This window comes from Polyangium fumosum, from assembly GCF_005144585.1.
In the GTDB taxonomy this organism is placed as follows: Bacteria; Myxococcota_A; Polyangia; order Polyangiales; family Polyangiaceae; genus Polyangium; species Polyangium fumosum.
Window position 1 is genome coordinate 70,683 of the sequence record NZ_SSMQ01000033.1, and the last position, 23,102, is coordinate 93,784.

General features: G+C 69.4%; 21 protein-coding genes. 15 read left to right on the forward strand and 6 right to left on the reverse strand.

Going from position 1 to position 23,102, the window contains the following annotated elements:
- Positions 1–28: 28 nt before the first annotated feature.
- The 5 genes from E8A74_RS28080 to E8A74_RS28095 are packed head-to-tail and all read right to left on the reverse strand — an operon-like array spanning position 29 to position 4,337.
- A complete protein-coding gene (locus tag E8A74_RS28080) occupies positions 29–1,237 on the reverse strand; it encodes an eCIS core domain-containing protein (protein WP_211365464.1) in 1,209 nt (402 codons plus the stop codon).
- The gene (locus E8A74_RS28085; RefSeq protein ID WP_136932161.1) at positions 1,234–2,415 is read right to left on the reverse strand and encodes a hypothetical protein; all 1,182 of its coding nucleotides are present in this window, start codon (positions 2,413–2,415) and stop codon (positions 1,234–1,236) included. The genes E8A74_RS28080 and E8A74_RS28085 overlap by 4 nt, the downstream gene beginning before the upstream one ends.
- Positions 2,412–3,002, reverse strand: a complete 591-nt coding sequence (locus E8A74_RS52785; RefSeq protein WP_170229432.1) for a 4Fe-4S single cluster domain-containing protein — start codon at positions 3,000–3,002, stop codon at positions 2,412–2,414. Before E8A74_RS52785 ends, E8A74_RS28085 begins: the two co-directional genes overlap by 4 nt.
- Positions 2,999–3,940: a hypothetical protein gene (locus E8A74_RS52790; protein WP_170229433.1), complete on the reverse strand. Its 942-nt coding sequence runs from the start codon at positions 3,938–3,940 to the stop codon at positions 2,999–3,001. The genes E8A74_RS52785 and E8A74_RS52790 overlap by 4 nt, the downstream gene beginning before the upstream one ends.
- Positions 3,941–3,944: 4 nt before the next feature.
- Entirely contained in the window at positions 3,945–4,337 is a 393-nt protein-coding gene (locus E8A74_RS28095; RefSeq protein WP_136932162.1) for a hypothetical protein, read from the reverse strand.
- A 149-nt stretch (positions 4,338–4,486) separates the two neighbouring features.
- On the opposite strand from E8A74_RS28095, the gene E8A74_RS28100 reads away from it, so the two are divergent.
- The 15 genes from E8A74_RS28100 (at position 4,487) to E8A74_RS28170 (ending at position 22,049) form a co-directional block, all read left to right on the forward strand.
- The gene (locus E8A74_RS28100) at positions 4,487–6,136 is read left to right on the forward strand and encodes an AMP-binding protein (protein WP_170229434.1); all 1,650 of its coding nucleotides are present in this window, start codon (positions 4,487–4,489) and stop codon (positions 6,134–6,136) included.
- Between the two features lie 40 nt (positions 6,137–6,176).
- A complete protein-coding gene (locus E8A74_RS28105) occupies positions 6,177–7,172 on the forward strand; it encodes a type VI secretion system protein IglI family protein (RefSeq protein ID WP_136932164.1) in 996 nt (331 codons plus the stop codon).
- A gap of 33 nt (positions 7,173–7,205) precedes the next feature.
- Positions 7,206–8,072: a type VI secretion system baseplate subunit TssG gene (locus E8A74_RS28110; RefSeq protein WP_170229435.1), complete on the forward strand. Its 867-nt coding sequence runs from the start codon at positions 7,206–7,208 to the stop codon at positions 8,070–8,072.
- 184 nt (positions 8,073–8,256) lie between these two features.
- A complete protein-coding gene (locus tag E8A74_RS28115; protein ID WP_136932166.1) occupies positions 8,257–9,192 on the forward strand; it encodes a type VI secretion system contractile sheath small subunit in 936 nt (311 codons plus the stop codon).
- Positions 9,193–9,207: 15 nt separating this feature from the next.
- A complete protein-coding gene (gene tssC / locus E8A74_RS28120) occupies positions 9,208–10,866 on the forward strand; it encodes a type VI secretion system contractile sheath large subunit (protein ID WP_136932167.1) in 1,659 nt (552 codons plus the stop codon).
- Positions 10,867–10,900: 34 nt separating this feature from the next.
- Positions 10,901–11,470: a hypothetical protein gene (locus tag E8A74_RS28125; protein WP_136932168.1), complete on the forward strand. Its 570-nt coding sequence runs from the start codon at positions 10,901–10,903 to the stop codon at positions 11,468–11,470.
- 12 nt (positions 11,471–11,482) lie between these two features.
- Complete coding sequence (gene tssK / locus E8A74_RS28130) at positions 11,483–12,757, forward strand: type VI secretion system baseplate subunit TssK (protein ID WP_136932169.1); 1,275 nt, start codon at positions 11,483–11,485, stop codon at positions 12,755–12,757.
- A gap of 27 nt (positions 12,758–12,784) precedes the next feature.
- Positions 12,785–13,144 (forward strand): GPW/gp25 family protein, encoded by a 360-nt coding sequence (locus E8A74_RS28135; RefSeq protein WP_136932170.1) that lies wholly within the window; start codon positions 12,785–12,787, stop codon positions 13,142–13,144.
- A 22-nt stretch (positions 13,145–13,166) separates the two neighbouring features.
- Positions 13,167–14,801, forward strand: a complete 1,635-nt coding sequence (locus tag E8A74_RS28140) for a hypothetical protein (protein WP_136932171.1) — start codon at positions 13,167–13,169, stop codon at positions 14,799–14,801.
- 6 nt (positions 14,802–14,807) lie between these two features.
- A complete protein-coding gene (locus tag E8A74_RS28145) occupies positions 14,808–15,389 on the forward strand; it encodes a hypothetical protein (protein WP_136932172.1) in 582 nt (193 codons plus the stop codon).
- Positions 15,390–15,398: 9 nt separating this feature from the next.
- Positions 15,399–17,018, forward strand: a complete 1,620-nt coding sequence (locus tag E8A74_RS28150) for a type VI secretion system baseplate subunit TssF (protein WP_136932173.1) — start codon at positions 15,399–15,401, stop codon at positions 17,016–17,018.
- Positions 17,015–17,641 carry a DotU family type IV/VI secretion system protein gene (locus tag E8A74_RS28155; protein WP_136932174.1) on the forward strand — a complete coding sequence of 209 codons (627 nt, stop codon included), beginning with the start codon at positions 17,015–17,017 and terminating at the stop codon, positions 17,639–17,641. Before E8A74_RS28150 ends, E8A74_RS28155 begins: the two co-directional genes overlap by 4 nt.
- Before the next feature lie 12 nt (positions 17,642–17,653).
- Positions 17,654–18,013 (forward strand): hypothetical protein, encoded by a 360-nt coding sequence (locus E8A74_RS28160; protein ID WP_136932175.1) that lies wholly within the window; start codon positions 17,654–17,656, stop codon positions 18,011–18,013.
- 21 nt (positions 18,014–18,034) lie between these two features.
- Positions 18,035–21,583 carry a type VI secretion system membrane subunit TssM gene (locus E8A74_RS28165; RefSeq protein ID WP_136932176.1) on the forward strand — a complete coding sequence of 1,183 codons (3,549 nt, stop codon included), beginning with the start codon at positions 18,035–18,037 and terminating at the stop codon, positions 21,581–21,583.
- Positions 21,584–21,593: 10 nt separating this feature from the next.
- Positions 21,594–22,049, forward strand: a complete 456-nt coding sequence (locus E8A74_RS28170) for a type VI secretion lipoprotein TssJ (RefSeq protein WP_170229436.1) — start codon at positions 21,594–21,596, stop codon at positions 22,047–22,049.
- Here E8A74_RS28170 and E8A74_RS55010 read toward each other — a convergent pair.
- Positions 21,954–22,826 (reverse strand): hypothetical protein, encoded by an 873-nt coding sequence (locus tag E8A74_RS55010; RefSeq protein WP_136932178.1) that lies wholly within the window; start codon positions 22,824–22,826, stop codon positions 21,954–21,956. The genes E8A74_RS28170 and E8A74_RS55010 overlap by 96 nt on opposite strands.
- Positions 22,827–23,102 lie beyond the last annotated feature (276 nt).

Below are 23,102 nucleotides of genomic sequence, written 5' to 3' on the forward strand. Positions count from 1 at the left end.
CTCCTCCGCGTCGTTCCCTCGGAGAACGTTACCGCAGCTTCTCGTACACGTCGCGTGGTCCGCGCACGGATCCGCTCACCGGCGTCTTCACGTCGGCCGCGCGGAGCACGTCGAGCGCGAAGGCCGAGCATTGCTTCGATTGCAGGTTGAACCGGTGTCGCCCCGACTGATACTCGGCGACCTTCGCCATCGCCGCCTGCGCCTGCCCCGCGTCGATGGGATACTCCTTGAGCCGCACCCCGGGCTTCTCGAAGGCCGTCCTGTCGTCGTGCACCACGCCGGGGACACCCGACATGAGCTTGCCGAGGTCCTGGTGTGGATCATAAGCGCCGTAATTCTCGGGGGAAAAACCCCAGGCGTGCCGCTCTCCCGTCGGTTCTTCGAGCGCGACGAAGCTATGGCCGGCGAGCGGCTCCGGGAGGCTTGTGTTCTCGTGCATGTACGTCCCGAAGATGAGCCGGTATCCCGCGCCCTTCGCCTGCGCCGCCCGCATTTGCAGCGGCCCGACGTGGTGCGCCGGTGGCCCGAAGGCGGGCAACGGGCGCGCATGCGCGGCCATCTTCGCTTGCCCCGTGGCCACCGCCCGGCCCATCCGATCCGCCTCCGCCTCCAGCTCGAAATCCTGCACCACCGCGATCCCGTCGCCCAGCGGGTTCGCCACCCGCCCCTCGCGCTGCTGCACCACGTGCGTCAGCTCGTGCCCGAGCAGCTCCTGCCCTCGCGAGGTGTGTGGCTCGTAAAAGCCGGGCGCGAAATGGATGTCGGTGCCCAGCGTGAACGCGATCGCCCCGATCGACGCCGCCTCTCCGCCCACGTGGACCCGCACGTCGGAGAAGTCCGATTCGAAGAAGGTCTCCATTTTTCGCAGCACCGACGGCGGGAGCGGCTGCCCATCACGCGCCGGTTTGTTTTCGAGGAAGCCCGCCGGCGGCTGGAAGGCGTGCACGCCCGAGGGCTGCGCCGGGCCGATGGCAGCGGGTTCGTCCGCGGCACGCCTTTGCAACGGGGCGCCGCGCGTCGCGGCGTGCGGCGGTCGTTCGACGGGTCGAGAGGCCGCGTGTTTTCGTTGCGCCACCGTGGCCGGGTGCGGGGGCAGGGAGGTCGTGCTGCGCTGGACGGCCTTGGCCGCGTGCGGCGGTTTCGTCGCGTGCGGCCGGAAGAAGGCCTGCGCCAGCATCGGCGCCGGGATACGATTGGCGGGATAACACGCCTGGATGACGCGTTGTTTCGGGCTCATGGCGATCGCGTCCGAGCTGCGCGGGGGCTGGGGCCATGCCCAGGACCCTCCGGGGCTAGATGGGATTGAGCGTACCACCGCACGCGGCGAACCAGCAAAGGCGCGGCTGTTTCCGTGCGGCTTCCCCAGGTCACCGTGCTCGCGGCCAGCAGGAGGAGGATCAGCACGGGCACGCCCACGAGCGCGGGTCGAAACCGCCGGAGCAGCGCTCGCCGCGCCTCCATGCGCCGCGCCCATTCCACGCGCCGCGCCTCCTCGCGTTTTGCGCGCGCCTCCGCGAGCGCCTCTTCCCCGAGCGTCCGGTCGACGAGATACACGAGCCCCGCCGCCGCGCTCCGGTGTCCGAGGGGATCCTCCACGTTCGCGGCCACCGAAAACCAGAGATCGTGTCCGGGCCATCGCGCCCGCATGAAGTCCGCGATGTCCGTCGCGAGGGCGGACACGTCGGCGTCCACCGCCGCCGCTTCCGCGCGCCGCGCCTCGATGTGCGCGGGGTTCGTGAAGGCCCCCCGATCGGCCGGCAGCATACGACCATACCGCGCGAAGAGCCGATCCCGCGCCGCCGCGTCCTCGTCGTCCGTGCTCCCGAGCGCGACGAGATCGGCGAAATTGATCTGCACGTCAATGGGCACGTCGCGCGCGTCCTTGCCCATTCGTCCCGCGAATTGCTCCACGAACGCCATCACGGCGTCGATCCGCGCGCGCACCTCCTCGACCTGCGCGGCCGCGGGCTCGGCCATCGTTTCACCGGCCGGGAACAGATCGCCATAGGCAGGCACGAGCGAGGGGTGCACGTGCCCCGGGACCAAACCTTTTCTTCGTGGTGGCACGGGCGGAGCCACGCAAAGGACGATGCCTCCGATTCGACCGACCCGCGGCTCCAGCGCATCCCGCAGCGCGCCGGCCTCGTCCCGCGCCGCGTCCACGATCGCTCCCGGCACGTCGATCACCCGCACCGCGCGCTCGCCGATTTCGATCCGATGCTCCGTCACCGCCGCCGTCGGCGCTGGATGGGCCCCCGTCTCCACGCGCGGGGGCCCGATCCCCTCGGGCGTCACGGCCGCCATGCGGGCGTACTGGCTCCACCGCATCCGCGTCCGGGTCTTTCCGGACCGACGCCAGCCGAGCAGCAGGATCGCCGGCTCGCGCTCCCGATCCGGCGCAGGGCTCCCGCTCATGCGCGCCCCTCGGCGGTTCGTGGTCCGAGGGCGCGGAGGGCGAACCCCGTCACGCGCGCCCGCTCGCCCTTGCCGATCCACTCCACCGCGGGCAACCCCTCGATGTCGGCGGGTCGAATCCGGTTCGTCAGGAAATGCAAACGCTGGTTTGACGAGCCCCGCAAGGGCAGCCGCGCCGCGAGGTCGGCCTCGTAGCGGCCGTCGATCAGCAGATCGACCTCGGCGAGCAGCTCCCGGGCGTGAGGTCGCACGCCTCCTTCGATCTCTTCGCGAGAAAAACCCGAAAAGGCGATGACGTCCGCCCCCTCGGCCCGGAGCACGCGGCAGAGCGCCGCGAAGCCGAGCGCTTGCTCGAAAGGCTCACCGCCGCTCAACGTCACCCCGCGCAAGCCTCGAAAGGAGCGCACCCAGGACGCCGCCGCGTGGGCCGTGCAAACCCGCCGTGGCGCCGGGGCCCACGTTTGCGGGTTGTGACACCCCCGGCACTGGAGCGAGCAGCCCTGCGCCCAGAGGACCGCGCGCGCGCCGGGCCCGTTCGCGTGGGACGGCGCGACGGCGTCGGCGAGGTTGAGCAGGAGGTCCGTCACGACGAACGGAACCTCCCCATCGCCGCCGTGTTTTGCAGGACCACCTCCGCGCCGCCTGCCCCGTCGCCGCCCGCGGGCCACAACGCGCGCCCGTCCTCGCCGTAGAGCTCCGCCTCGACGCCTTGCGCGCGCAGCGCCCCGAGCACGTTCGCATAACCGCCGTGTACACACGCCGGGCCGTCCCACTCGGTGGGCCCGCGCATTTCGATCGCGTCGATCTCCGGGAGCGCGGCCCACGACACGAGGTGCTCGGCGATTCGCGCGAAGACGCCGTGATCGTCGGAAAGCTCGGTGACGAACGCGCCTTCGCGTGTCTCGAAGCGAACCTCCGAGGCCCGGAGCCCCGCCGCGACGCCGCCCTCGCAGAGCGACACGACCCGCGCCCGTGCCCGCGCCACGAGCAGCGCGTCGAGCTCGCCGAGCAGCGCCGCGACATGCGCCGGGCCTTCTTGCACCCTTCGTCCTGCCAACCCTCGGAGATCGGCCGCGAGCCCGGGGCGAAACGCTTCGAGCTGCCGCTGCCACGCAGGCGCCTCCAGCACGGCGAGCGCCCGCGCGAGCGCCTCCTGCCGGGCTGCGAGGGCCTCTTCCAGCGTGCGCGGCGAGACCCGCGCCACGTGCGCATCCACGGCCCCGATCCGCGCCCCGTCCGGCTGGCGCGTGAATTCGACGAGCGCGGCGCGCGCCTGCTCCGCCTCGCGATCGAGCGTGATGCCGAGCGCCACACACGCCGACAAGAGCACGAGCGCCCGCTCGACGCGCCCGAGGCACGCCTCCACGGGCGCCGTTCTCGGCGAAAGGGCCGGCGGCAAAGCCTTCGACGCCGGGAGCTTCGGGGCCTCCTCACGCGCCTGGTTCGCTCGTTCGGCCGCAGCCCGCCGCAGGGCTTCTTCGTCCCTCTTGCTCGGCCGAATGCGCAGCGACTTGACCCCGCTCATGGCCCTAACCCCCTTGCCAATCGATCTGCGCCTCGATGCGCTTCAGGGCCCCGTCCTCGCCGCTCTCGTCGACGGGCGGGGAAGGGGGCGCCCCGGCGGGGCGGGGCAGGGGGCGTGGCCGCTTCGGGGGCGCGGGCGGGCGCAGGCACGTGTATTCGAAGACCGGCGCCTGTCCGAAGCGCAGATCGTGCCGGTGCGTGACGAGCCAGCTCTCGAGCTTGCGCAAAAGGCCCGTGCGATCTTCCGGGTCGAGCCGCGGCCCGGCGGTCTCGATCTCCCATTGCGCGAAGAGGGATTCGGCGAGCGCCGAGAAGCTCTGCCGGCGGTCCAGCGTGAGCTCGCAGAGCGCGGTCCTTCCCTCGTCGCGCGTGGTTCGAATGCGAATGGTGACCAGCATCGGGCCTTGCCGGGCGGGTTTCCCCCGCCGGCGGGACGAGGGTACCAGGCGTCCCGAGGGCAGGGCCAAATCGCTGGCGAAAGCGCACCCCGGCGATGCGGAAAACTTGCCCCGCCGCATGCGCCCTGCTCGTCTGCCCCGGGCGCGTCATGGAGATCCCTGCCCTCGTCCAGAGCCTCGACCTCTCGCGCGAGGACGACGTCCCCTCGCTCGACTGGCTCGCCGCGAGCGCGGAGGCCCCGGATTCCTTCTGGTCCGCCCTCTTCGAATTCGTCCGCGAAAGAGGCCCGCCGCTCCGGAGCCGCCCAGGAAAACCGCAGGACCTCTATCACGATGCCGTCCTGCGCCACGTCGCAACGAACCGGCCGGCGCTTGTCTGGTATGAACGTTCCACGGCGCGCTCGCTTTCGTACGCCGCGCTCGACGCCCGCGCCTCCGCGTGCGCGGCTGCCTGGGCGCAACGCGGCGCCAAAGCCGGCGCGCCGATCGCCCTCGTCCTGCCCCTTGGACCCGCCTTCGTCGTGGCCCTCGCCGCGGCGCTACGCCTCGGCCTTTGCGTCTCCGTCCTCGAACCCGCGGGCCCCCACGCGCTCGCCGCGCGCCTCGAAGCGCTCGGGCCCGCGCACGTCGTCGTCGATCCCGAGGATCCGCCGCCGCTCGGCGATTTCGACGCGCTCGTGTTGCCCCTCGTCGAGAATGGCCCGGCCCTGCGCGCGCCGCCGTATGGGTACGCGCCCGACGAACCCTGCGCCCGGCTCTTCTCTCCGCTGCGCGCGCCCTTGCTCGTTCCCGTTGATCTTCCCGCCGCGCGTGCCCTCGAAGATGCCTTGCGGGACGCCGTATTCGCTTATCGCATCGGCCCCGGCGACGCCCTCGCGGCGCCGGATTTCCCGATGCAGCAACACATGCCGGCCTTGCTCCTCTCGACCTGGCTCGCGGGCGCGACGTTCGTCCACCTGCGAAAGACCGACCTCGAAGAAGACCCGACCCTCCTCGAACCATCGCCGATCACCGTGTTCGGCGTGGCCCCGGCGGTCGCGGCCCATCTTCGCCGCAAACCCGCCCGCCTCGCGCGCCTCCGCCACGTCTTCCGCAGCGTCGACGAGCCGCTCGACTGGATAGGTCACAACGAATTCGTCAAGAAAAACGATCTTGCACGCGTCCCGGTGAGCAACGTCCTCGTCGACGCGGCCAGCGGCGGCTGCCTGCTCTTTTCCACCCGCCGTCCCGGCAGCAGCAATGCCCGCGCTTTGCCCGCGCCCGGCCGTCCGTACCTCCTGCTCGACGCCGGCGGCAGCGGTGAACCCGCCGTCGGCGCGACCGGCGTCTTCGTCCCCCTGCCCGGCAAAGAAGGGTTTTTCATTCTGGCGAGCCTCGGCGCCGAGTCCCTGTATGGCTCGACCCTCCCGCCGCGCCGCGCCGCGCGTGTGTATCCCGCGAGCGAGGTCACAGCCCGCGTCTCCACGCTGCCCGGCGTCGTGGGCGCCGCCGTCGTGCCCGCGCCGACCGGAGAACCAGGCGCCCGCTGGGCCTTCCTCCTGGTCGTCTTCACCGGCGCGAGCGACGTCCCCGAAAAGGACGTCTCCGCCCTCGTCTCCCGCACGATCCGCGAGGATCTCGGCGACGACTTCCTCCCGGACAGGGTCTTCGTCTTCCCCCTCTTCCCCCGGCGCGTCGGCAAGGAATTGGACCTCGACTGGTGCCATCGGCAATACTCCTCGGGCATCCTCCTGCGGAAGGCGGAAAGCCCCGTCTTCCGTGATCTGACCGCCCTCCGGGCGCAGATGCTCGGGACCTGACGGGTCTGTCCCGGCATACGATCGGTCCGAGGTCTTCGTCATGTTCGATCCGAACCTCGTCACGCACGCCCTCTCCGGCCCCGGCATGGATGCGACCACCGCGGCCGTGGACGATGCGTTGCGCCTCGCCCAAAGCGGCGAGCTCCGCGCCGCCGCCGAGCGTGCCTCGCTCTCCCTCGAGGACGGCGCGACCGACGCCCGGCTCATCGCGTCCTTCCTGCTCGGGGTCTTCGCCGAGCGGGGCCCGGTGGCATTGCCCGACATCCTCGCGACCGCACGTTTCGCCCTCGAAGGAGGCTTCCGCGCGCTCCGGCCCTTCCAGCGCAAGGCGCGCGTGGCCGACTCCGCCTGGACGCTCCTGTTCCGCGGGATTCGAGCGTCCATCGACTTCCACGAAACCAAGCGCGACGCGACGTGGAAGACCTGGGCCGCGTCGATCCCGCGCGATTTGACGGCGAAGACCGTCGCCGAGGCCGAGGCGCTCACCAAGGCCATCACGGCCGTGATCGAATCCCCGCAATCCGTGCGTGAGCTCTCCGCGCTTCGCGCCCGCAGCGAGAGCGTCTTCCAGCGCGTGCCGCCGCCCCCGCCGCCCCCGCCGCCGCCCCCGGCGGAGCCCACGCCCGCGGAGCCGGAGAACATCGAGGAGCAAGCCGTGGACGAGCCCGAGGAGAACGCGCCCTCCGATCCCGAGCCATTGTTCGAGTCGGAAAAACTCCACCCCAGCGCGCCGCCTGCCCGTACGATCGAGGTCTCGGCCGCGCTCGAGCAGTTCATCCGCAAGCTCGAAGCTTTCGAGCTCCTCGTGAGCCGCGGCGACATGGGCAAGGCCGCGATCGTGGCCCAGGACGTGCGCCGCGTCCTCGATCGATTCGATCCGCGCGTGTACCTGCCCGCCCTGCTCGCCCCTCATTTCCGCCTCCTTTCGTCGAACATCGGCGACATCGCGCCCCACTGGGAGGCCGAAGGGGGCCCGGCGTGGCAGGCGCTCGAGCAGCTTTATCAGGTCGACCTCGACGCGTTCGTCGGGACCTGACGTATGGACGGGCCGGCGCCGCTGTCCTCCGAAATGCCCCCCGCCCCGCCCGGCGCAGGCCGCGTCGCGCTGGAGGAGGCCATTTCGCGCGCCGCCCCTGCCTTCGAGCTCCCGGCCCTCGTGGCCTTGCTCCGCGCGCGTTTCCCCGACCGCACCTTGCGATTTCGCAGCCACCCCTCGCTCGCGTTCGAACCCACGCTCGTGCGCGCGGTCGAGTTTTTCGGCGATCATGTCACCGTCACCCTGAACCTCGGCCTGCGCGCGGTCACGACCCCGCTGCCCTCGTATTTCCAGGAGCTCTTCGCGCATCCACAAGCCGGTCCCGCGCTCGAAGGCATCCTCGCGCTCGCCGACCACCGACTCCTCACCGATCACGCCGATTCGCGCGCGCCCGTGGAACAGGAGCGCCTCGTCCCGTGCCCTCGTTCCCTGCGCAGCTCGGCATTCACGCTCGCCCGCCCCTCCTCGCCGATCACGCTCGGCTGGCTCTTTCGCAAGGTCTATCCCGAGCTCGAAGTCTCGGTGCGCCGCGCTGGACACGAGCGTCGCTTGCCCGCGCCCGACGCGCGGATTGGGCAGGCGACGCTCGGCATCTCCGCGCTCGGCGGCGAGGCCGAGGTCTCGGTGCCCGGGATCGATGCCATTCTGGTGACCGACGCGTCGCGGACCTGGACGAATGAGCCGTGGACACGCGAGGCGCGCGCTCGTCTTTTGGATCATGTCCTGCCCGCGCTCTCCGGCGCGGCCGTGCACCTGCGGGTGCTGCTCGTCGATCACGAGGCGTCGGGCAAGCTCATCGTCCGCGGGCCGGGCGAGCTCGGCTGGGATCCGCTCGCGAAATCGCGGCCTTCCGAGATCCACACGCTCTTCGAAGGGCGACCGCCCGAGCGCCCGACGTGACGGCAAATTTGTCCCGGGGAGCGCGCCCGTGGAACGCTATGCGCGATTGGAACCGTAAAAGCCCCGAGCCCCCACGGTTCGGTCCTCGGGTTTTCTGCACGAGGGGGGCAAAGGCGCGCGACGCATTCACAGCGAACGCACGCTTGCCTCGTTCGGACGAGGTGGTGGGGAAGGAGAACCGATCTTGAGCAAGTATATCCAGGACCAGATTTTCAAGTCCAGGCTCACCATCACCTACCGGACCAACATCACCGGCACGCCGCAGCAGGAGAAGCTGCCCTACCGGGTTCTGGTCCTGGGTGAGTTCGAGGGCCGCTCCAAGCGCGCCGCAGGGCTCTTGCCCGCCCTCTCCGAGCGGAACGTTCGCTCGATCAAGCGCGGGGCCACGGTGGACGATCACCTCACCGAGATCGTCCCCACCTGGCATTTGCCGAAGGCGCTCTCGCACCTCAAATCGAGCCTGCCCGGCACCGTGACCCTCGACCGGATCGTCTGCACGGTCCCGAGCGGCGCCATCGCCCGCAAGGAAGCCGGCAAGTATCCGCTCACCGGCAAGGCGCATTTCGAGAGCACGCCGGAGCAGAACGGTCTGAGCCGCGTCGACGGCGAGATCCTCGTGGGCGGCACGCTCGACGTGAAATCGATCGACGACGCGGGCAACCTCGAGGTCCAGGGCGCGACGATCACGTTCTCCGGCGAGGTCGCCGGCGATACGATCGATCCCTCGACCCGCAAGAAGGTCGGCCTCGTGACGGGCCTTTTGCGCAATCGCGTGGTGGCGCTGGACGCGGTGCCGAAGCCCGAGGCCGAGGACAGCGACGACGACGACGTGTCGAAGGGCCGGGTGTACGTCCTGCCTCTCACCACGCCGCTCAAGGTCAGCGCGGAGCGCACGGTGCCCTTCGCGTCGATGAAGGATTTCACGCCGGACGCCGTGGCCAGCAGCATCCCCGAGCTCCAGCGGCTCCGCGTCATCAAGCTGATGCTGCTCGAGCTCCAGTCCATGCTGCGCAATCGCCCCGAGCTTCGCGCCCAGATCAAGCGCGCGCTCGCCTCGCCCGAGGGGCTCAAGGAGCTCCAGAAGTGGGCGAAAGACAATTACAAGGTGCTCGAGATCTGAGGTCGAGGAGCGATCATGCCTGCCACCAATACAACTCCCAAAACCGCCGACGAACTCAAAGCGGATCTTCTCGGGGCGTTCGGCGAGACCGCGGGCGACCTCAAAGAAGGTGACGCGCTCAAGCTCCTCATCAGCGAAGTCAAGCCGCCGGCGCAGCCGAGCGGCGGGACGGACGGCGCGCTCGCCCTCGCCGACGATTCCGGCGCGACGGCCCCGCTCAAGTTCGACGACCGCAACGTCAACATCAACGACGGCGCGCGGTTCATGAACGACCTCGCGGCGCTGCTCGTCAATTGCACGGACGAGCTCACGCTCTCGCGCGGCGACGACGCCGGACCGCTGCACGTCTTCGCGAGTTACTCGAACGTCGTGGAGGCGATCGCGCTCGCCGCGCAGAAGGTCGACGAGAAGCTCGGCAAGCACCTCGACGACGTCTTCCACGACGACGACTTCCAGGCGACCGAAGCGGTCTGGCGCGGGCTCCACCACCTCGCGTCGGGCGTCGAGAGCGAGGACGTCATCATCGATTTCCTCGACGGCAGCAAGGCCGAGATCGGCGCCGACGTCATCGATCACGACACCGACATCTTCGGCGGTAGCCTCTTCAACAAGGTCTACATCCAGGAGTACGATCGGTACGGCGGCAAGCCCTTCGCCACGATGATCGGCCTCTACGAGTTCGACTCGTCGGAGGAGGACGTCGACTGGCTGCGCGCCATGGGCCGCGTCGCGAACGCCTCGCATTGCCCGTTCGTCGCATCGGTCGCGCCCACGTTCTTCGCGCCCTGCAAGACGATGCAGGAGGTCGCGGAGATCGGCGACCTCGACGCGGTGCTCACGCACCCGCTTTTCGGCAAGTACAACGAGCTGCGCGACACCGATTACGCCGCGTACCTCGGGCTCGTCCTGCCGCGGTACCTCCTGCGCCGTCCCTTCGGCCATTCGTCCAAGCTCGAGCCGGGCAATGTCGTCGGCTACAACGAGACGGTCCTGCCGGGCCGCACGGACGACGCCAGCAACTTCCTCTGGGGCAACGCGGCCATTCTCTTCGCGAAGAACATGGTCCGCTCCTTCGAGGGATCGGGCTGGGCCCAGCACATTCGCGGGCCGCGCGGCGGCGGCATCGTCGAGGGGCTCACGGTCTACACGTACGAGAAGAACGGCTACGAACAGCAGCAGCCGCCCGTGGAGATCGCGATCCCCGATTACCGCGAGCTGCAGTTCGCCTCGAACGGCTTCATTCCGCTCGTGCACAAGAAGAACGAGGCCGTGGCCACGTTCTTCAGCGCGCAGTCGCTCAAGAAGCCGCGCTCGTTCGTCGAGGATCTCAACACGAAGAACGCGCATCTCGTCACGAACCTCGCGTACTCGTTCTCGATCACGCGCATCGCGCATTTCGTCAAGCGCATGATGCGCGAGTACATCGGCAGCACGGCCGACGGCCCGTACATCCAGCAGGTGCTGGCGAACTGGCTCGGCGGGTACGTCACGACGGTCGTCAATCCCGACGACCTGACCTTGCGGTTCTATCCGTTCAAGGCCGTGAGCGTGACCGTGGAGGACAAGCCGGGCGCGTTCGGCTGGTACAAGTCGATCATCTCGGTCCTGCCGCACGCGCAATTCGAAGGAATGGACGTCGAGCTTCGGCTCGAAGCGGCCCTGGGCGGGCCCTGATACGGGATCGAGCATTAGGAAAGGATGAACGGCCATGCCGGAATTTCGTAAAGTCCTCGACGTTTATCAGGGCTTCAACTACAAGAAGGACAAGCAGACCGCGGTTGGTTTCATCACGTCCTTGAAGGTCGGGGATACGTCGCTGACGGCCGATCTCACCTGCAAGAACCCCATGAACCCGACGGAGGATCTGAAGGTCGTCGCGGTCCTGCGCGACATCCTCTGGGAGACGGGCGTCACCGACGCGGTCTATCTGACCGGGCAGGTCTCCGCGACGAACAAGCAAAACATCGCCCTCCTGATTTACACCTCCATGACGAACGTGCTGGTCACGTTCCAGTTCTCGGTCTACGAGTACGATCCGGTGCAGAAGGAGTATTACCTCTGCTTCCATTCGAACTCGACCGACATGAACGGGATCCTGGAGAAGCGGGGCGATGAGCTGAACCTCTCGGTGTCGGACGACGCGTCGACCGAGGTGCAGTCGCCCATCAACTTCTCGTTCAACACCGGCATCAAGCCCCAGCCCTCGGCGCAATCGCTGCAGGTCGCCGTCGGCAAGGGGAAGAACTTCGCCAAGCTCTGGGGCTTGGCGCAGAGCTAGCCGGGGACAACCGTGGCGGCGCTGGCACGGCCGAAATGGCGGATCGGGCAGGTCCTGCTCCCAACGCATTTCCTCGGTCTCGAGGAGGCGCTCTCGGCCGAAGCCGCGCTGCGGGCGAGCCTCGTCGGTTTGCCCCTCACGGGGATCGCGCGGCTCGAATGGAACGGTGACGATCCCAAGAATGGCGTGCTCTGGGTGTCGGGCCTCACGGCCGTCCTGCCGGACGGGGCGCTCGTGGACGTGCCCGGCAATGCCCGCCTCAGCGCGCCGCTCGATCTCAAGGCTGTCGGGCGGCGCCGCGTCGAGGTGTTCGCCCACGTCTTGCCGCCGGACGACGAAGCGAGCGCGGAGGGGGCGCTCGAACCGCCCTCGCCCAAAGAAATCCCGCGCGTCTTGCTCCGCGTCGTGCTCTCGGCCGAGGCGAGCATCGAAGGCAGCATCGGCCGGGCGGAGCTCGGCCACTTCGAGCTGACGACCGGGGGGCCATTCCGCCTCTCGACCGATTTCATCCCGCCGCTCGTGCGGATCGGCCCCACGCCTTACCTCGCGCCGCGCCTCACGCGCCTGCGCGGCGAGCTCGCCGAAATCGAAGGCGCGCTCGACGATCTCGCGCTCGAGGCCGTGGCGCGCGGGGACTCCGCGGCGCCTCTCTTTCGCGTGCGTGTCGAGGCCCGCAAGCTCGGGGGGCTGCTCGGCGACATGGACCGCGGCGTGCACCTGCACCCGTATCCGGTCTATTCAGCCTTGCGCAATTTCGCACTCGAGCTCGGCCTGCTCGACGAGCGGGCCGCGCCGTTCTCGGCGCCTCCGTACGACCACCACGATGTCGCCCGTATCTTCGGCGTCGTATGCGACGAGATCTCGGCGCGCGCCCGCGTCCCCACGCCCGAGGAGCCGGCGATCTCGTTCGTCTCCGAAAGTGGGCGCCTCGTCGCGGGGGATCTCCCGCCGGAGGCGCTCGGCGCGACCGAGCTTTACGTGGTGGTCCTCAAGCATCGGACCGCGGACAAACTGTCGCTCGAAGGGACGGTGCTTTCGAGCCCGGGGCGGCTCCGCCTCGTGCGCGAGCATGCGCTCCGTGGCATGCGCCTCGTGTCTTCGCCGAACCCGCCGTTCCGGCATCGGTTCGGCGGGCCGGTGGATTTCTATCGGATCGTGGGGGCGGGCTCGTCGGCGGGCGACGACGCGCGCGAGTGGGGGGCCGTGCTCCGGGAGCGGGCGATCTGTTTCTTGATGCCCAAGGAGCTCGAGGGCTTGCAGGTGCTGCTCTCCTGGAGGCGGTCGTGATAGAAGGGACCGCGGAGGAGGCCGTCGTTGTCGTTCTACGGCAAGCTCAGGGGCGATCACGAGCCCCGTCTGGAGAGCATCGCGCGCAACCTCGAGGTGTCGCTCAACGCGAAGGGCGGTTATGCCTCGGCCGTCGAGGTGTACGGGCTCGGCCGGTACGACGGCCATTTCGCGACGAAGCCCTTGCTCGACGAGCTCTGCGCCGAGATGCTCGGCGTCGTGCGGGCCTACGAGCCGCGGCTGCGCGAACCGAAGCTCACCCTGATCGGCCGCGACCAGGGCCTCTGGGTGCGATTCACGCTCACGGGGCTCGTGGGCGGGCAGCCGGTGACGTACCACGTGTTCTTGCACAGCGTCTTCCGGAACGTCTCCGTGCGCCGCGGGTAGGCTCGGCCGGCGGAGGCGGGCCTTGAAGGAAAAACTCGAAATCACGCTGGCGCTCACGGTCGGGGGGACGGAGCACACGATCCCGGGCGGCAACGTGCGGGGTTTCTCCTTGCGTTTGGAAGCGTGGGGCGTCTCGGGCTCCGTCGAGTTCGTCCTGCAGGACGACGCGTCCTGGGGCGGGAAATACACCGACGAGCTGCTCGCGGATTTCGTGAAGGCCGATCTCGGCGAGGTCTCCCTTTCGATCAAGCCGGGGCACCTCGAGACCGACACCGAGGCGGACGACGCGGAGATCAAGACGAGCGGCCTCGTGCTCGAAAAGTCGGTGCGCGAGGAGACGATGCAGCGGGTGATGGATGCGCCGGCGGTGCTCGTCCGGCGCTACCGCGTGACATTCGTGGACCCGGCGCAGGCGCTCTGGCGGCAGCATTTCCCCTGCGCGCTCTACACCGAGACGACGTTCAAGGACGTCATCGAGGCGCACAAAGGCGATAAGATCAGCCTGACCTACGATTGGGACGTCATCACCACGACGGCGTCGCAGATCTTCTTCCACCTCGATCCGGCCGCGCGAGCGAGCTTTTACGATCTCGTGATCTGGTACGTGCGCTCCCGGAACGGCGTCGTCACGTACGACCACGCCGAGGGCACGTATTCGATCAAGGGGGCGAAGGACACGAGCGGGGAGGCTTCGGAGCTCTTGCTCGACGATCTCTCCTCCATGACCTCGTTTTTCCCCGAGGTCCCGCGCCACAAGCCCCGCGTCTTGAACTCGTACACGGAGAGCACGGCGACGGAGCTCGTCGACAATACGAATGCGGCCACGGGCATCTATCGCGACACGCTCCTCCGCACGCCGATCGCGCAAGATGTCGACGATCGCGTCACCCTGGAGACCGCGCGGCCCCTCCTGCCCAAGCGTGAAGTCGAGCTCTCGTTCCGGCGTTTTCCCACGGTGGCCGTTTCGCCGGGCAGCTTGCTCGACATCTCCACGACGGGCGGCCACAGCACGAGCCTGATCGCGGCGACCGAACCTTTCCGCGTGGTTTTCCTTTCGCTCGAAGCGCGCGCCCTCGACGATGGGTCCGAGCCGACCTACGGCGACGCCGCGGCGAGCTTTTCCGTCGAATGCACGGCGCGCCTCGAAGAGAAGAGTGAGGCGCGTGTTCGCCTGCCGTTCACCGTCGATCCGCGCTTCCCCGGTCACCTCGAAGGCAAGGTGGTGAGCGCCGTCGGGGAAGACACCGACATCACGTACGACTTCGCGACGGACGAGGACACCTCGATCGATCAGTACACGGTCAAGATCCCGCTCTTCGAGAACAAGGAGATCACCGCGCCGTACGAGCCGGAGAGCGGGGCGGGGAACCTCTATCTGCCGCTGTACAAGAATCAGCGCGTGCTCGTGGCGCTCGATTTCAGCAAGGCCACGGTCATCCGGATGGTCGATTGGCGCAGTGAGGCGCGCGTGGCCAAGGACGGGCAGGGGCAGCACCTCTTCCTCGGGAAAACCTCGACGAACAACACCTCCGTGCTCCACGATTACCAGGACGAAAAGCCGGTCCTGCGTGTCTTGCGCACGAACGACAAGGACACCGTGCTCCTCCGGCTGGAGGAGGGCAAGATGACCCTCAAGGTCGAGGAGACGGGGGGGTAATCGGTCATGCCGCTGGTCTGCACCATCGAGATGGACAAGACCGCGGGGATCACCGTGACCGTGGTCAACGCCGACGCGAGCATCACGCAGACCATCGTGATGGACGGGACGAAGATCGAGATCAAGGTCGCCGGTGATTCGGCGACGAGCACGATCACGCAGACGTCGGAGAAGATCGCGATCGCCTGCAAGCAATTCGAGGTCACGGCCGACGAGACGATCACCATGACCTCCACGAAGGCGTCGAGCTGGACGAGCCAGGATACGTTTTCCGTGCAGAGCACGAAGGACGCGACGATCTCCTCGGACGCGAACGTGTCGATCTCGGGGGCGCAGAACGTCACGGTCGAGGGGACATCGAAGGTGGGGCTCACGGGCGCGAGCACGAATACGTTGACGCTCGAAAGCGCGGGCGCGACGTTGTCCACGGCGGCGACGCTCACGCTCGAAGGGACGAGCCAGATCTCGGCCAAGGGCGCGATGATCGAGGCCAAGGCCGATGGCATGATGAACCTCGAAGCGTCGGGCATTGCGACGCTCAAGGGCAGCATGACGAACGTGCAGGGAAGCCTGGTGAATCTCGGATAGGAGGGGACGATGGCAGAGGCCGAGACCTTGAATTCGCTCTTCCTGGAGGAGCTCTCCGCGCTCGACGCGTTCGCCGCGCGCCGCGAGGCCGAAGGCGCGCTCTCGCTCGGGGCCGAAGATCCCGACGTGCGCCGGATCCTCGAAGCCCAGGCGTTTTTTTCGGCGAGGACACGCGCCGCCGCCCAGCGCGCGACGGCCGCGGCCGTCCGTCGTATCGCCGCCGGCACGCTCGACGAGCTGCTCGTGCCGGCGCCCGCGTCGATGATGGTCGAATGCGTGGTCGGCGAGGAGCGCGTCGAGCCCGCGGTCCTGCCGCGAGGCACGCTGCTCCGCGCGATGTCGGCCGAGGGCAAGGTCGGGCTCTTTGCGATGATGCGTCCGCTCGCGATCCTGCCGATCGACGTCGCGGGCGCGCGGCTCGTCGAGCAGAACCGACGGCTCTTCGTGCGGATCCGCCTCCGCGCGCGGCGCTCCTGGAAACACGCGGCCACGCTCTCGTTTTACGTGCGGCGCCTCGACGATTACCGCGCGTCCCTGGCGCTGCACGACGCGCTCTGCCGCCACCTCACGCGCGCCTTCGCCGTCGCCGGCACGGACGGGCCCGAGATCCCCTGTCGCGCCTCGTTCGGCGCCCCGCGCGCGAGCGCCCTCGAAGACGGCGACGACCGCGGCTCGCTCGCCCGCATTCGCTCGTTTTTCCACCTGCCCGAGCAAGAGCTCTTCGTGCAGATCGAGGTGCCGCAGACCCGCGCCCCGTGGGACACGCTCGACCTCTTCCTGGAGCTCGACGAGGAGTTCCCCACGAGTTTGTCGATCTCGAATGATACGTTTCGCCTGCACGTCGTTCCCGTGGAGAACGCGTGGGTCGATTTCGCCGAGCCGATCCTCTGGGACGGCACGCGGACGACGGCGCCCGTGCGTTCGCCCTCGCCGCTGCTCGAAGGCGTCGAGCCCGCGGGGGTGCGCGGGGTCTACAAGGCGACGGATCGTGGGCTCGTGCCGCTGATGCCGGCGGCGCTCGCGCAGGACGGCGATACGTACGAGATCGAAGAAGGCGACGGGGTGACGGAGCTCAAGCTCTCGATCGACGGCGCCTTCGAGAAGCCCTGCAAGGTGCTCGCGGAGGCCCGTTTTTCGCAGCCGGTGCTCTGGTCGGCGTCGCCGGGCAAGCTCGCGCTCGGCTTGCAGACGCGGCATTTGCCGGGGGTCTCGTTCCGGCTCGTGGGCAGCATGCGCGCGCCCGCGGAGAGCCCGCTCGCGCAGGATCCGGCGCGGTGCCTCGACGTGCTGTCGCTCCGCATGCGACCGGCGCTCGGGCGGCGGGATCTCGTGGGAATGCTGGAGATCCTCGGCGCGAGCGGGGAGGGGGCGTATCGAGGGTTTGCCACGCTCGTCGACGAGCTCGATTCGCGCGAGGCGCCGGATCCGGCCCGGCGCGCGGGAGGCATTCGGCGCGTGTATCGGCTCGCGGTGCGGCAAAGGACGCCCGAAGAGGCGCCGCTCGTGCGTCGGCTCTCGGCGCAGATCGCCGCGCTCCTCGACGCGTGGACGGAGGAGCCCGTGGACGTGGAGATCACGACGCGCCCGATGGCGGGCCAGCGCGCGCTCTCCGGAGGGACGAAGGCATGAGCGCGACGGGCACGCTCGAACCCCGCGCCTTCGCGGAGATCGTCGCCTGTATCGAGGATACCGGGCGGATCCTCGACACGGCCGTGCGAACCAACAAGACACGCGACGTCGAGGCGCTCCGGGCGAAGCTCCGGAAGAGGCTCGACGATCTCGACGCGAAGCTCGACAAGGTGGTCTCGCCGAGCACCCTGGAGGGGGTCCTCGTCCCGCTCGTCGTTTTTCTCGACGAGCGTGTGCAGACGCGGCTCGCGCGCGAGGGAGATCCCGAGAGCCCGCCGTGGCCGCTGCTTCAATGGGATCTGCTCGGCGAGACGGAGGGCGGCGACGAGTTCTTCGAGCGCGCGGCGCTCCTCACGCCGGAGAGCAAGCCCGAGCCGCTCGTGGTCGCGACGTACTTGTATTGCCTGGCGTGTGGTTTCGTGGGCCGTCATTTCGACGAACCCCAGGAGATCCGCGCCTGGAAGGAGAAGCTCGCGCGGTGCCTGCCGCGGAGCGAGGCCCCGGCGAAGACAGGGGCGGCCCCCACGGTCCGGGCCCGGCCCGCGCTGCGGTACGGGCTGCTCGCCCTGGGCGTCGCGGCAGGTTTTCACGCGGTTTTTGCCCTCGTCAGCCTTCTGTGGTGAAGTGCCGAGGGAATGGCGGCCGGAGGCAAGGAGAGTGATCCGCAGTCCTCGCTGCTCGCACGATGGCGAGCGAGCGGGCGGCGTCCGTCCGCGCCCCCGCCGCCTCCCCGGATCGAGGTCGAGGTCGAGGCCGCGCCCCGTTCGCCGCCTCCGCCGGACGCGGCAGCCTTGCTCGCGGCCGTCGAGGCGGGCGCTGCGGGCGTCGTGCCTCCGCACGTGCTCGCGCCCTTCGTGAAGCCCATTCGCGACGCGCTCGCGCTCCCGCCCGAGGCGCGGGATCCGAAGGCGCTCGCGCTGGCGTTCGATCGGGTGGAGGAGCTGCTCGAGGCCTTTCTCTTCGCCGGGCCACGTAGGCCCGCGGCGGGGGGGTAGGGCGGCGAGGAGGCGCGCGCGATGCAGCAGGCCGCAGCGCTGGGAGCGTCCTTGAACCCCTGGGTGATCGCCGCGATCGCCCTCGTGGGCGTCTTGCTGCTCGTCCTCGGCATTTATTTGTTCGTGCGGTCTCGCAAGAAAGCCGGCGAGGAGGCGCCCAAGGTGCCCTCGCCGCGTTCGCTCGACCGGACGTGGGATGATTTCGTGCGCCGCCTGCCGGAGAGCGTGCAGGGCGCGCCGATCCTCGTCGTGCTCGGCGAGCGTCGGGCCGGCAAGACGAGCGTGATCCAGACAGGGCTCGCGCGTTCGGGTGCGGCGTCGCAGGTCGCGCCGAGTGACACGTCGGATGCGCGGCTCTCGATGTTCGCGGGCCAGCACGCGCTCGTGCAGGAGATCAGCGGCGAGCTGCTCGAAGACACGCGGCCCGAGGCGCGCGCTTCGCTCGCCGACCTCTGGAAGCCCATCGCGCTCCGGGTGCCGGTCGTGGTGTTCGTGATCGACGCGCGCGCGCCCTCGTTCACGCCCGCGGGCCTCCGGCGCCTCGGCGCGCTCGGGCGGGACGTGGTCGATCGCCTCACGTCGCTCCGGCGCGGGCGCGCGCCGCGGGTGCGCGTCGTTCTTTCGCACCTCGACGAGCGACTCGAAGGGTTCGTCCCGCTCGCGCGCGTGGCGGAGGAGGAGGGACACGCGACGCAGACCTTGAAGCCCGCGGGCCGGCGCGCGGCGGACCTCGAGGGGCTCCTCGCGCCGCTCGACCCCTGTTTGTCTTCCGCGGTCAAAACGCTGCCGGCCGCGCAGACGGCGGCGGTGACGAAGCTGCTCGCGGGCGGCGGGGGCAACGTGTTCGTGGCGCTCGAACCGTTCCTCGATGCGTTCCTGGGGAATGCGACGCAGGTCGCCACGCCCGCGCTCGACGGGATCGTGGTGGCGGGGTTGCCCGAGGGCGCGGACGCGGGGATGGTGGGCGAGCCGCTCGGCCTCGATGCGCAGGCGGTGCAATCCGACTTCCATGCGCACGAGCAGCGGCGGACGCTGGGAGCGCTGGTCGTCGGGGCCGCCATTGCGGGGCTCATCGGCGGGCTGTACTTGTGGTACTGGCAGGACGTGAAGGCCGTGCCCGCGCAGGTCGCGGCCTTCACCACGCTGCGCCCGCCGCGCAACGTGGAGATGGATCGAGCCGAAGGAAAAGCGGCGAAGGCGCTTCGAGCGGCGCTGCGGCCACGCTGGTGGCCTTTGCGGTACGCGTATCCGAACGCGAAAGAGGAGATCGACCGGCCGCGGACCGAACGCGACGGAGGCGGGGAACGCGAGCAGTTCCTCGGGAAGATCCGCGAAGTGTATCTCCTGCCGGCGGCGAGGGCGTCCTCGCTGCCGGTGCGGCTTTATGCGGTGGCGCTGCTTCGGGCCTCGGAGGATAACGATCTCGGGGAGCTCGCGCTGCGCGACGAGGAGACGTTCGCGCGGGTGCTCGAGGTGCCGGAGCGCGTGGTGGGCGATTACGTGACGTTCTCGTATTCGCCGTGGCGGGGCGCGATCGAGGGGCTCGATCAGGGCATTCCGCGAGGCGATTGGGAAGGGTTCTTGGGCTCGCTCGACGAATCCTTGAAGAAGGGCGCGGTCCCGCCGGGCGAGATCGGCGCGCTCTCGGAGAGCGCGCGCAGGCTCGCGGATGCGCTGCGCGGCGTGGAGGAAGCGCCCTCGCAGAAGGAGCTCGAGTCGCTGCTCCGCACGGAGAGCCCGGAGGACGCAGACAAACTGCTCGGCCCCGGAGGCAGCCACCAGATCCCGGACTGGGCGCAGCAAAAGAGCAAGGAGCTCGAAGGGCTGTTCGGCGAGGTCGACAGCTCGAAGATCGACGTGCCGAGCGCGGAGAACCGGACGCTGCGGCAGATCGTGGGGGATCTCGAGGGGATGAAGTGCCCCACGGGGGACACGGCCTCGAAGGAGACGTTTTCGATCGACAAGAACCGCGTCTATCGCGCGGAGGATTGGGACCGGCTCGTCGCTTCGAGCAAGTCGTCGGCGTACGTGTTGGGGTTCGTCGACGATGTCCGCGCCAAGCAGCGCTCGCCCTTCTTCGGGCCAAACCAGACGTTCCCCGCGGTGGGCGCGAGCGACATGCCGGGGCGTGGTCCGAGCCGGCCGCTCCCGGGGCTTTACACGGCGCGGGCCGTCCATGACGAGCTCGTGCCCGCATTCACGAAGCTCGACGCGGCGCTCACGGGGGCGTGTGTGCAGCAGTCGGCGCGCGACGAGCTCACGCGGCTCGTGCGCGACGGGATGGACTCGTACGCGACGGCCTACCAGACCGCGCTGTTTTCCTACGTGCAGGGCTTCGGGTTCTCGGCGGGCTCGCTCGCGTCGCTCCGGACCGATCTGCAGGACATGGCCACGCCGAGCTCGTGGTTTGGTCAGTTCTGGACCACGGTGGCGGAGAATGCAGCGATCGACCCGGGGAGTGATCCGAATCTCGCCATCTTGCGCAATGCGCTCCGCTCGTTCGATGCGATCGTGGCGCTCCAGCCCGAGAAGGGCAAACCCGTCAACCTCGACAAGTATTACGCGATCCTGACGCCGCTCCTCGCCTCGCTGGAAGACGGGCCGCTCCAGGCCGCGGGCGCGCCGCTCGGGGATCGTTTGCCGCTCGTGGGAAAGCTCGGTTTGTCCCTGCTCGACCCCGACCCGAAGCAGCCGATGCCGCAGGTCAAAGCATGGCTCGACGCGGCGCGGATCCCCGGCGGGGACATGCGGAGGCCGTTCTTCCTGCCGATGAACCAGGTCTACGAGTATGCCCTGACGAACGTCGAGAAGGCCGTCGAGAAGATCTACAAGAGCGAGATTCGCCCGCTCGGCGAGCCGCTCTGGGCGCGGTTTCCCTTCCTGCCGACGGCGCGGGTCGAGGCGCCGCCGAGCGAGGTCGATTCGGTCTTCGGCGTGAAGGGCACGATGCGCCTCGCGTTCAACGACGGCGTGGCGCCGGCCGCGCGGCGGAGCGACGGCGGGGCGTGGGTGGCGAAGCGGCCGCTCGATTATCGCGCCGTCGCGCTCCCGAAAGAGGCGCTCGAGGTCGGCGGCTGGTTCGATGGTCTTTCGGGCCTGCTCTGGGACGAGGCGGGCAAACCCAAGGCGATCGCGCTTTTGGTGCGGCCGCATGCGCTGCCGAAGGTGGAGCGGGACGATCGCGTGGCCGTGACGATGTCCTCGCTCAGCGCGGGGGAGACGACGGTCGCAGGGTTCAATCAGGTGCCGGCGTGGAAATCGCTGCCCGTGCCCTGGTCGACGTCGACGCCGGCGACCGTGAGCGCGGAGCTCACCGACCTTTCGAGCGGCGGCAAGACGTCGCGGTCGCAAGAGGGGACGGGCGACGCGTGGCAGACGCTCCGGCTCGTTTGTGAGGCGTCGGCGTGGCGGGGCTCGGCGGTGTCGTGGATGCTCGGCGCGCGTGTGGCCTTCGATCTCGGCTCGGATCCGTGGGACGTGCTACTCCCGCCGCCGAACCACGGCGCTCGTTGCCCGTCGCGGCCGCCGCCCTCCACGACGCTAAGTGGACAAGCCTCGACGCCTCGTTGATACTGCCCTCGTGCGAGGCCACGCGTCCCTCTGCGGCCTGACCGCGCTTCTCGTCTCGGCGCTCGGGGCCGGCTGCGCGTCGTCGAAGGCCTCCCACGTGGATCTCGTGCTGCGCCCGGCGGCCGACGCGAATGGCGCGCGCTCCGTGTACGTGCTCGCCCGCGCGATCGACGAGAAGACGTTCGGCGTGGAGTCGTACGAGTCCGTGGCGGCACGGGTGACCACGCCCGACGAATCGGTGCAGACCTCGGTGGTGGTGCTGCCCGGGCAGACGAAGGTGATAAAGGTGCCGGTGCCGGAGAAGGGGACGCTCGCGATTTACGCGCTCCTCGAACGGCCCGACCGAGACGCGTGGCGGGTGCTCCTGTCGTCACCGCCGCCGGAGAAGCTCGAGATGCGGATCGAGCGGAGCAGGCTTTGCCGTGTCTCGAAATCGGACGAGGTTTGCGTGCCGGAATCGCGCTGACGCGGGGCGGGGGCCTCCTGCGAGGGACGCGACGTAGGCCCTGGCGGCCGCCTCGGGCCACCTTTGGGGCTCGTCGTTCGTGTGGCAGTAGGGGCAGCTCTCTTCTTCCGTGTCGTCCACCTCGGGCCACCAATTGGGCTCGTTGTCCGTGTGGCAACTGGAGCACTTTTCCCTGATCTCGCGATCGATGGGCCCGACGAAGGGGTCGAGGGTGACGTCGCAGAGCTGGCCGTTGTTGTCCGGATCGATGTGGATGCCCATGAACGGGATCTCGTTCGTGTTGACTTCGACGACCTGCGGGGTTCCGTCGTCGTTCGTGAGGCCTTCACACGGATACTCGCCCGGGGGAATGGGCGAGACGGCGTTGAACGGAGGCGTGCCGCTGCTGCAGCTCACGGCGACGCGTTGCACGTTGCACGCGGCGGGCACCACGCCGGTCGTGACGATCTCGGCCTCGCAGCCGCACCCCACGGCCGAGCTCAGCATGGATTCGAGCCCCACGCCTGGGCCGTAGATCCAGGCCGCGGTGAGGCAGCCGAAGGCCGGGTTCGAATTCACGTTCGCGACGCACGGGGGCGGCGGAGGTGGAGGGGGCGGGGGCGGCGACGTGGGGTTCGTGGGCACGATGGTGATGCCCTGGAGGTCGCTTTCGGGGGCGTCGCCGATGAACACGGCGTCGCCGTCCCCTGCGGAGAGGCACGCGGTCGCGCCCGCGCAGGAGGCGGCGAGCAAGAGGAGGTGGGTGAAGGGAAAGCGGCTGGAAAGAGGCGGGCGCATTCCAAGGGTACGCCCGTCGACCGCAGCCGGTTTCACCCGGAGACGCGCGGACCGGGCTTGGAGACGCGCGGACCGGGCTTGGAGATGCGCGGACCGGGCTTGGAGACGCGCGGACCAGGCTTGGAGACGCGCGGACCGGGCTTGGAGATGCGCGGACCGGGCTTGGAGATGCGCGGACCGGGCTTGGAGACGCGCGGACCGGGCTTGGAGACGCGCGGACCGGGCTTGGAGACGCGCGGACCGGGCTTGGAGACGCGCGGACCGGGCTTGGAGACG

Coding starts and splice junctions, on each gene's coding strand:
- E8A74_RS28080 (WP_211365464.1), bottom strand. CDS start 1,237: ATGAGCCCGAAACAACGCGTCATCCAGGCGTGTTATCCCGCCAATCGT.
- E8A74_RS28085 (WP_136932161.1), bottom strand. CDS start 2,415: ATGAGCGGGAGCCCTGCGCCGGATCGGGAGCGCGAGCCGGCGATCCTG.
- E8A74_RS52790 (WP_170229433.1), bottom strand. CDS start 3,940: ATGAGCGGGGTCAAGTCGCTGCGCATTCGGCCGAGCAAGAGGGACGAA.
- E8A74_RS28095 (WP_136932162.1), bottom strand. CDS start 4,337: ATGCTGGTCACCATTCGCATTCGAACCACGCGCGACGAGGGAAGGACC.
- E8A74_RS28100 (WP_170229434.1), top strand. CDS start 4,487: ATGGAGATCCCTGCCCTCGTCCAGAGCCTCGACCTCTCGCGCGAGGAC.
- E8A74_RS28105 (WP_136932164.1), top strand. CDS start 6,177: ATGTTCGATCCGAACCTCGTCACGCACGCCCTCTCCGGCCCCGGCATG.
- E8A74_RS28110 (WP_170229435.1), top strand. CDS start 7,206: ATGCCCCCCGCCCCGCCCGGCGCAGGCCGCGTCGCGCTGGAGGAGGCC.
- tssC (WP_136932167.1), top strand. CDS start 9,208: ATGCCTGCCACCAATACAACTCCCAAAACCGCCGACGAACTCAAAGCG.
- E8A74_RS28125 (WP_136932168.1), top strand. CDS start 10,901: ATGCCGGAATTTCGTAAAGTCCTCGACGTTTATCAGGGCTTCAACTAC.
- E8A74_RS28145 (WP_136932172.1), top strand. CDS start 14,808: ATGCCGCTGGTCTGCACCATCGAGATGGACAAGACCGCGGGGATCACC.
- E8A74_RS28150 (WP_136932173.1), top strand. CDS start 15,399: ATGGCAGAGGCCGAGACCTTGAATTCGCTCTTCCTGGAGGAGCTCTCC.
- E8A74_RS28155 (WP_136932174.1), top strand. CDS start 17,015: ATGAGCGCGACGGGCACGCTCGAACCCCGCGCCTTCGCGGAGATCGTC.
- E8A74_RS28160 (WP_136932175.1), top strand. CDS start 17,654: ATGGCGGCCGGAGGCAAGGAGAGTGATCCGCAGTCCTCGCTGCTCGCA.
- E8A74_RS28165 (WP_136932176.1), top strand. CDS start 18,035: ATGCAGCAGGCCGCAGCGCTGGGAGCGTCCTTGAACCCCTGGGTGATC.
- E8A74_RS55010 (WP_136932178.1), bottom strand. CDS start 22,826: ATGCGCCCGCCTCTTTCCAGCCGCTTTCCCTTCACCCACCTCCTCTTG.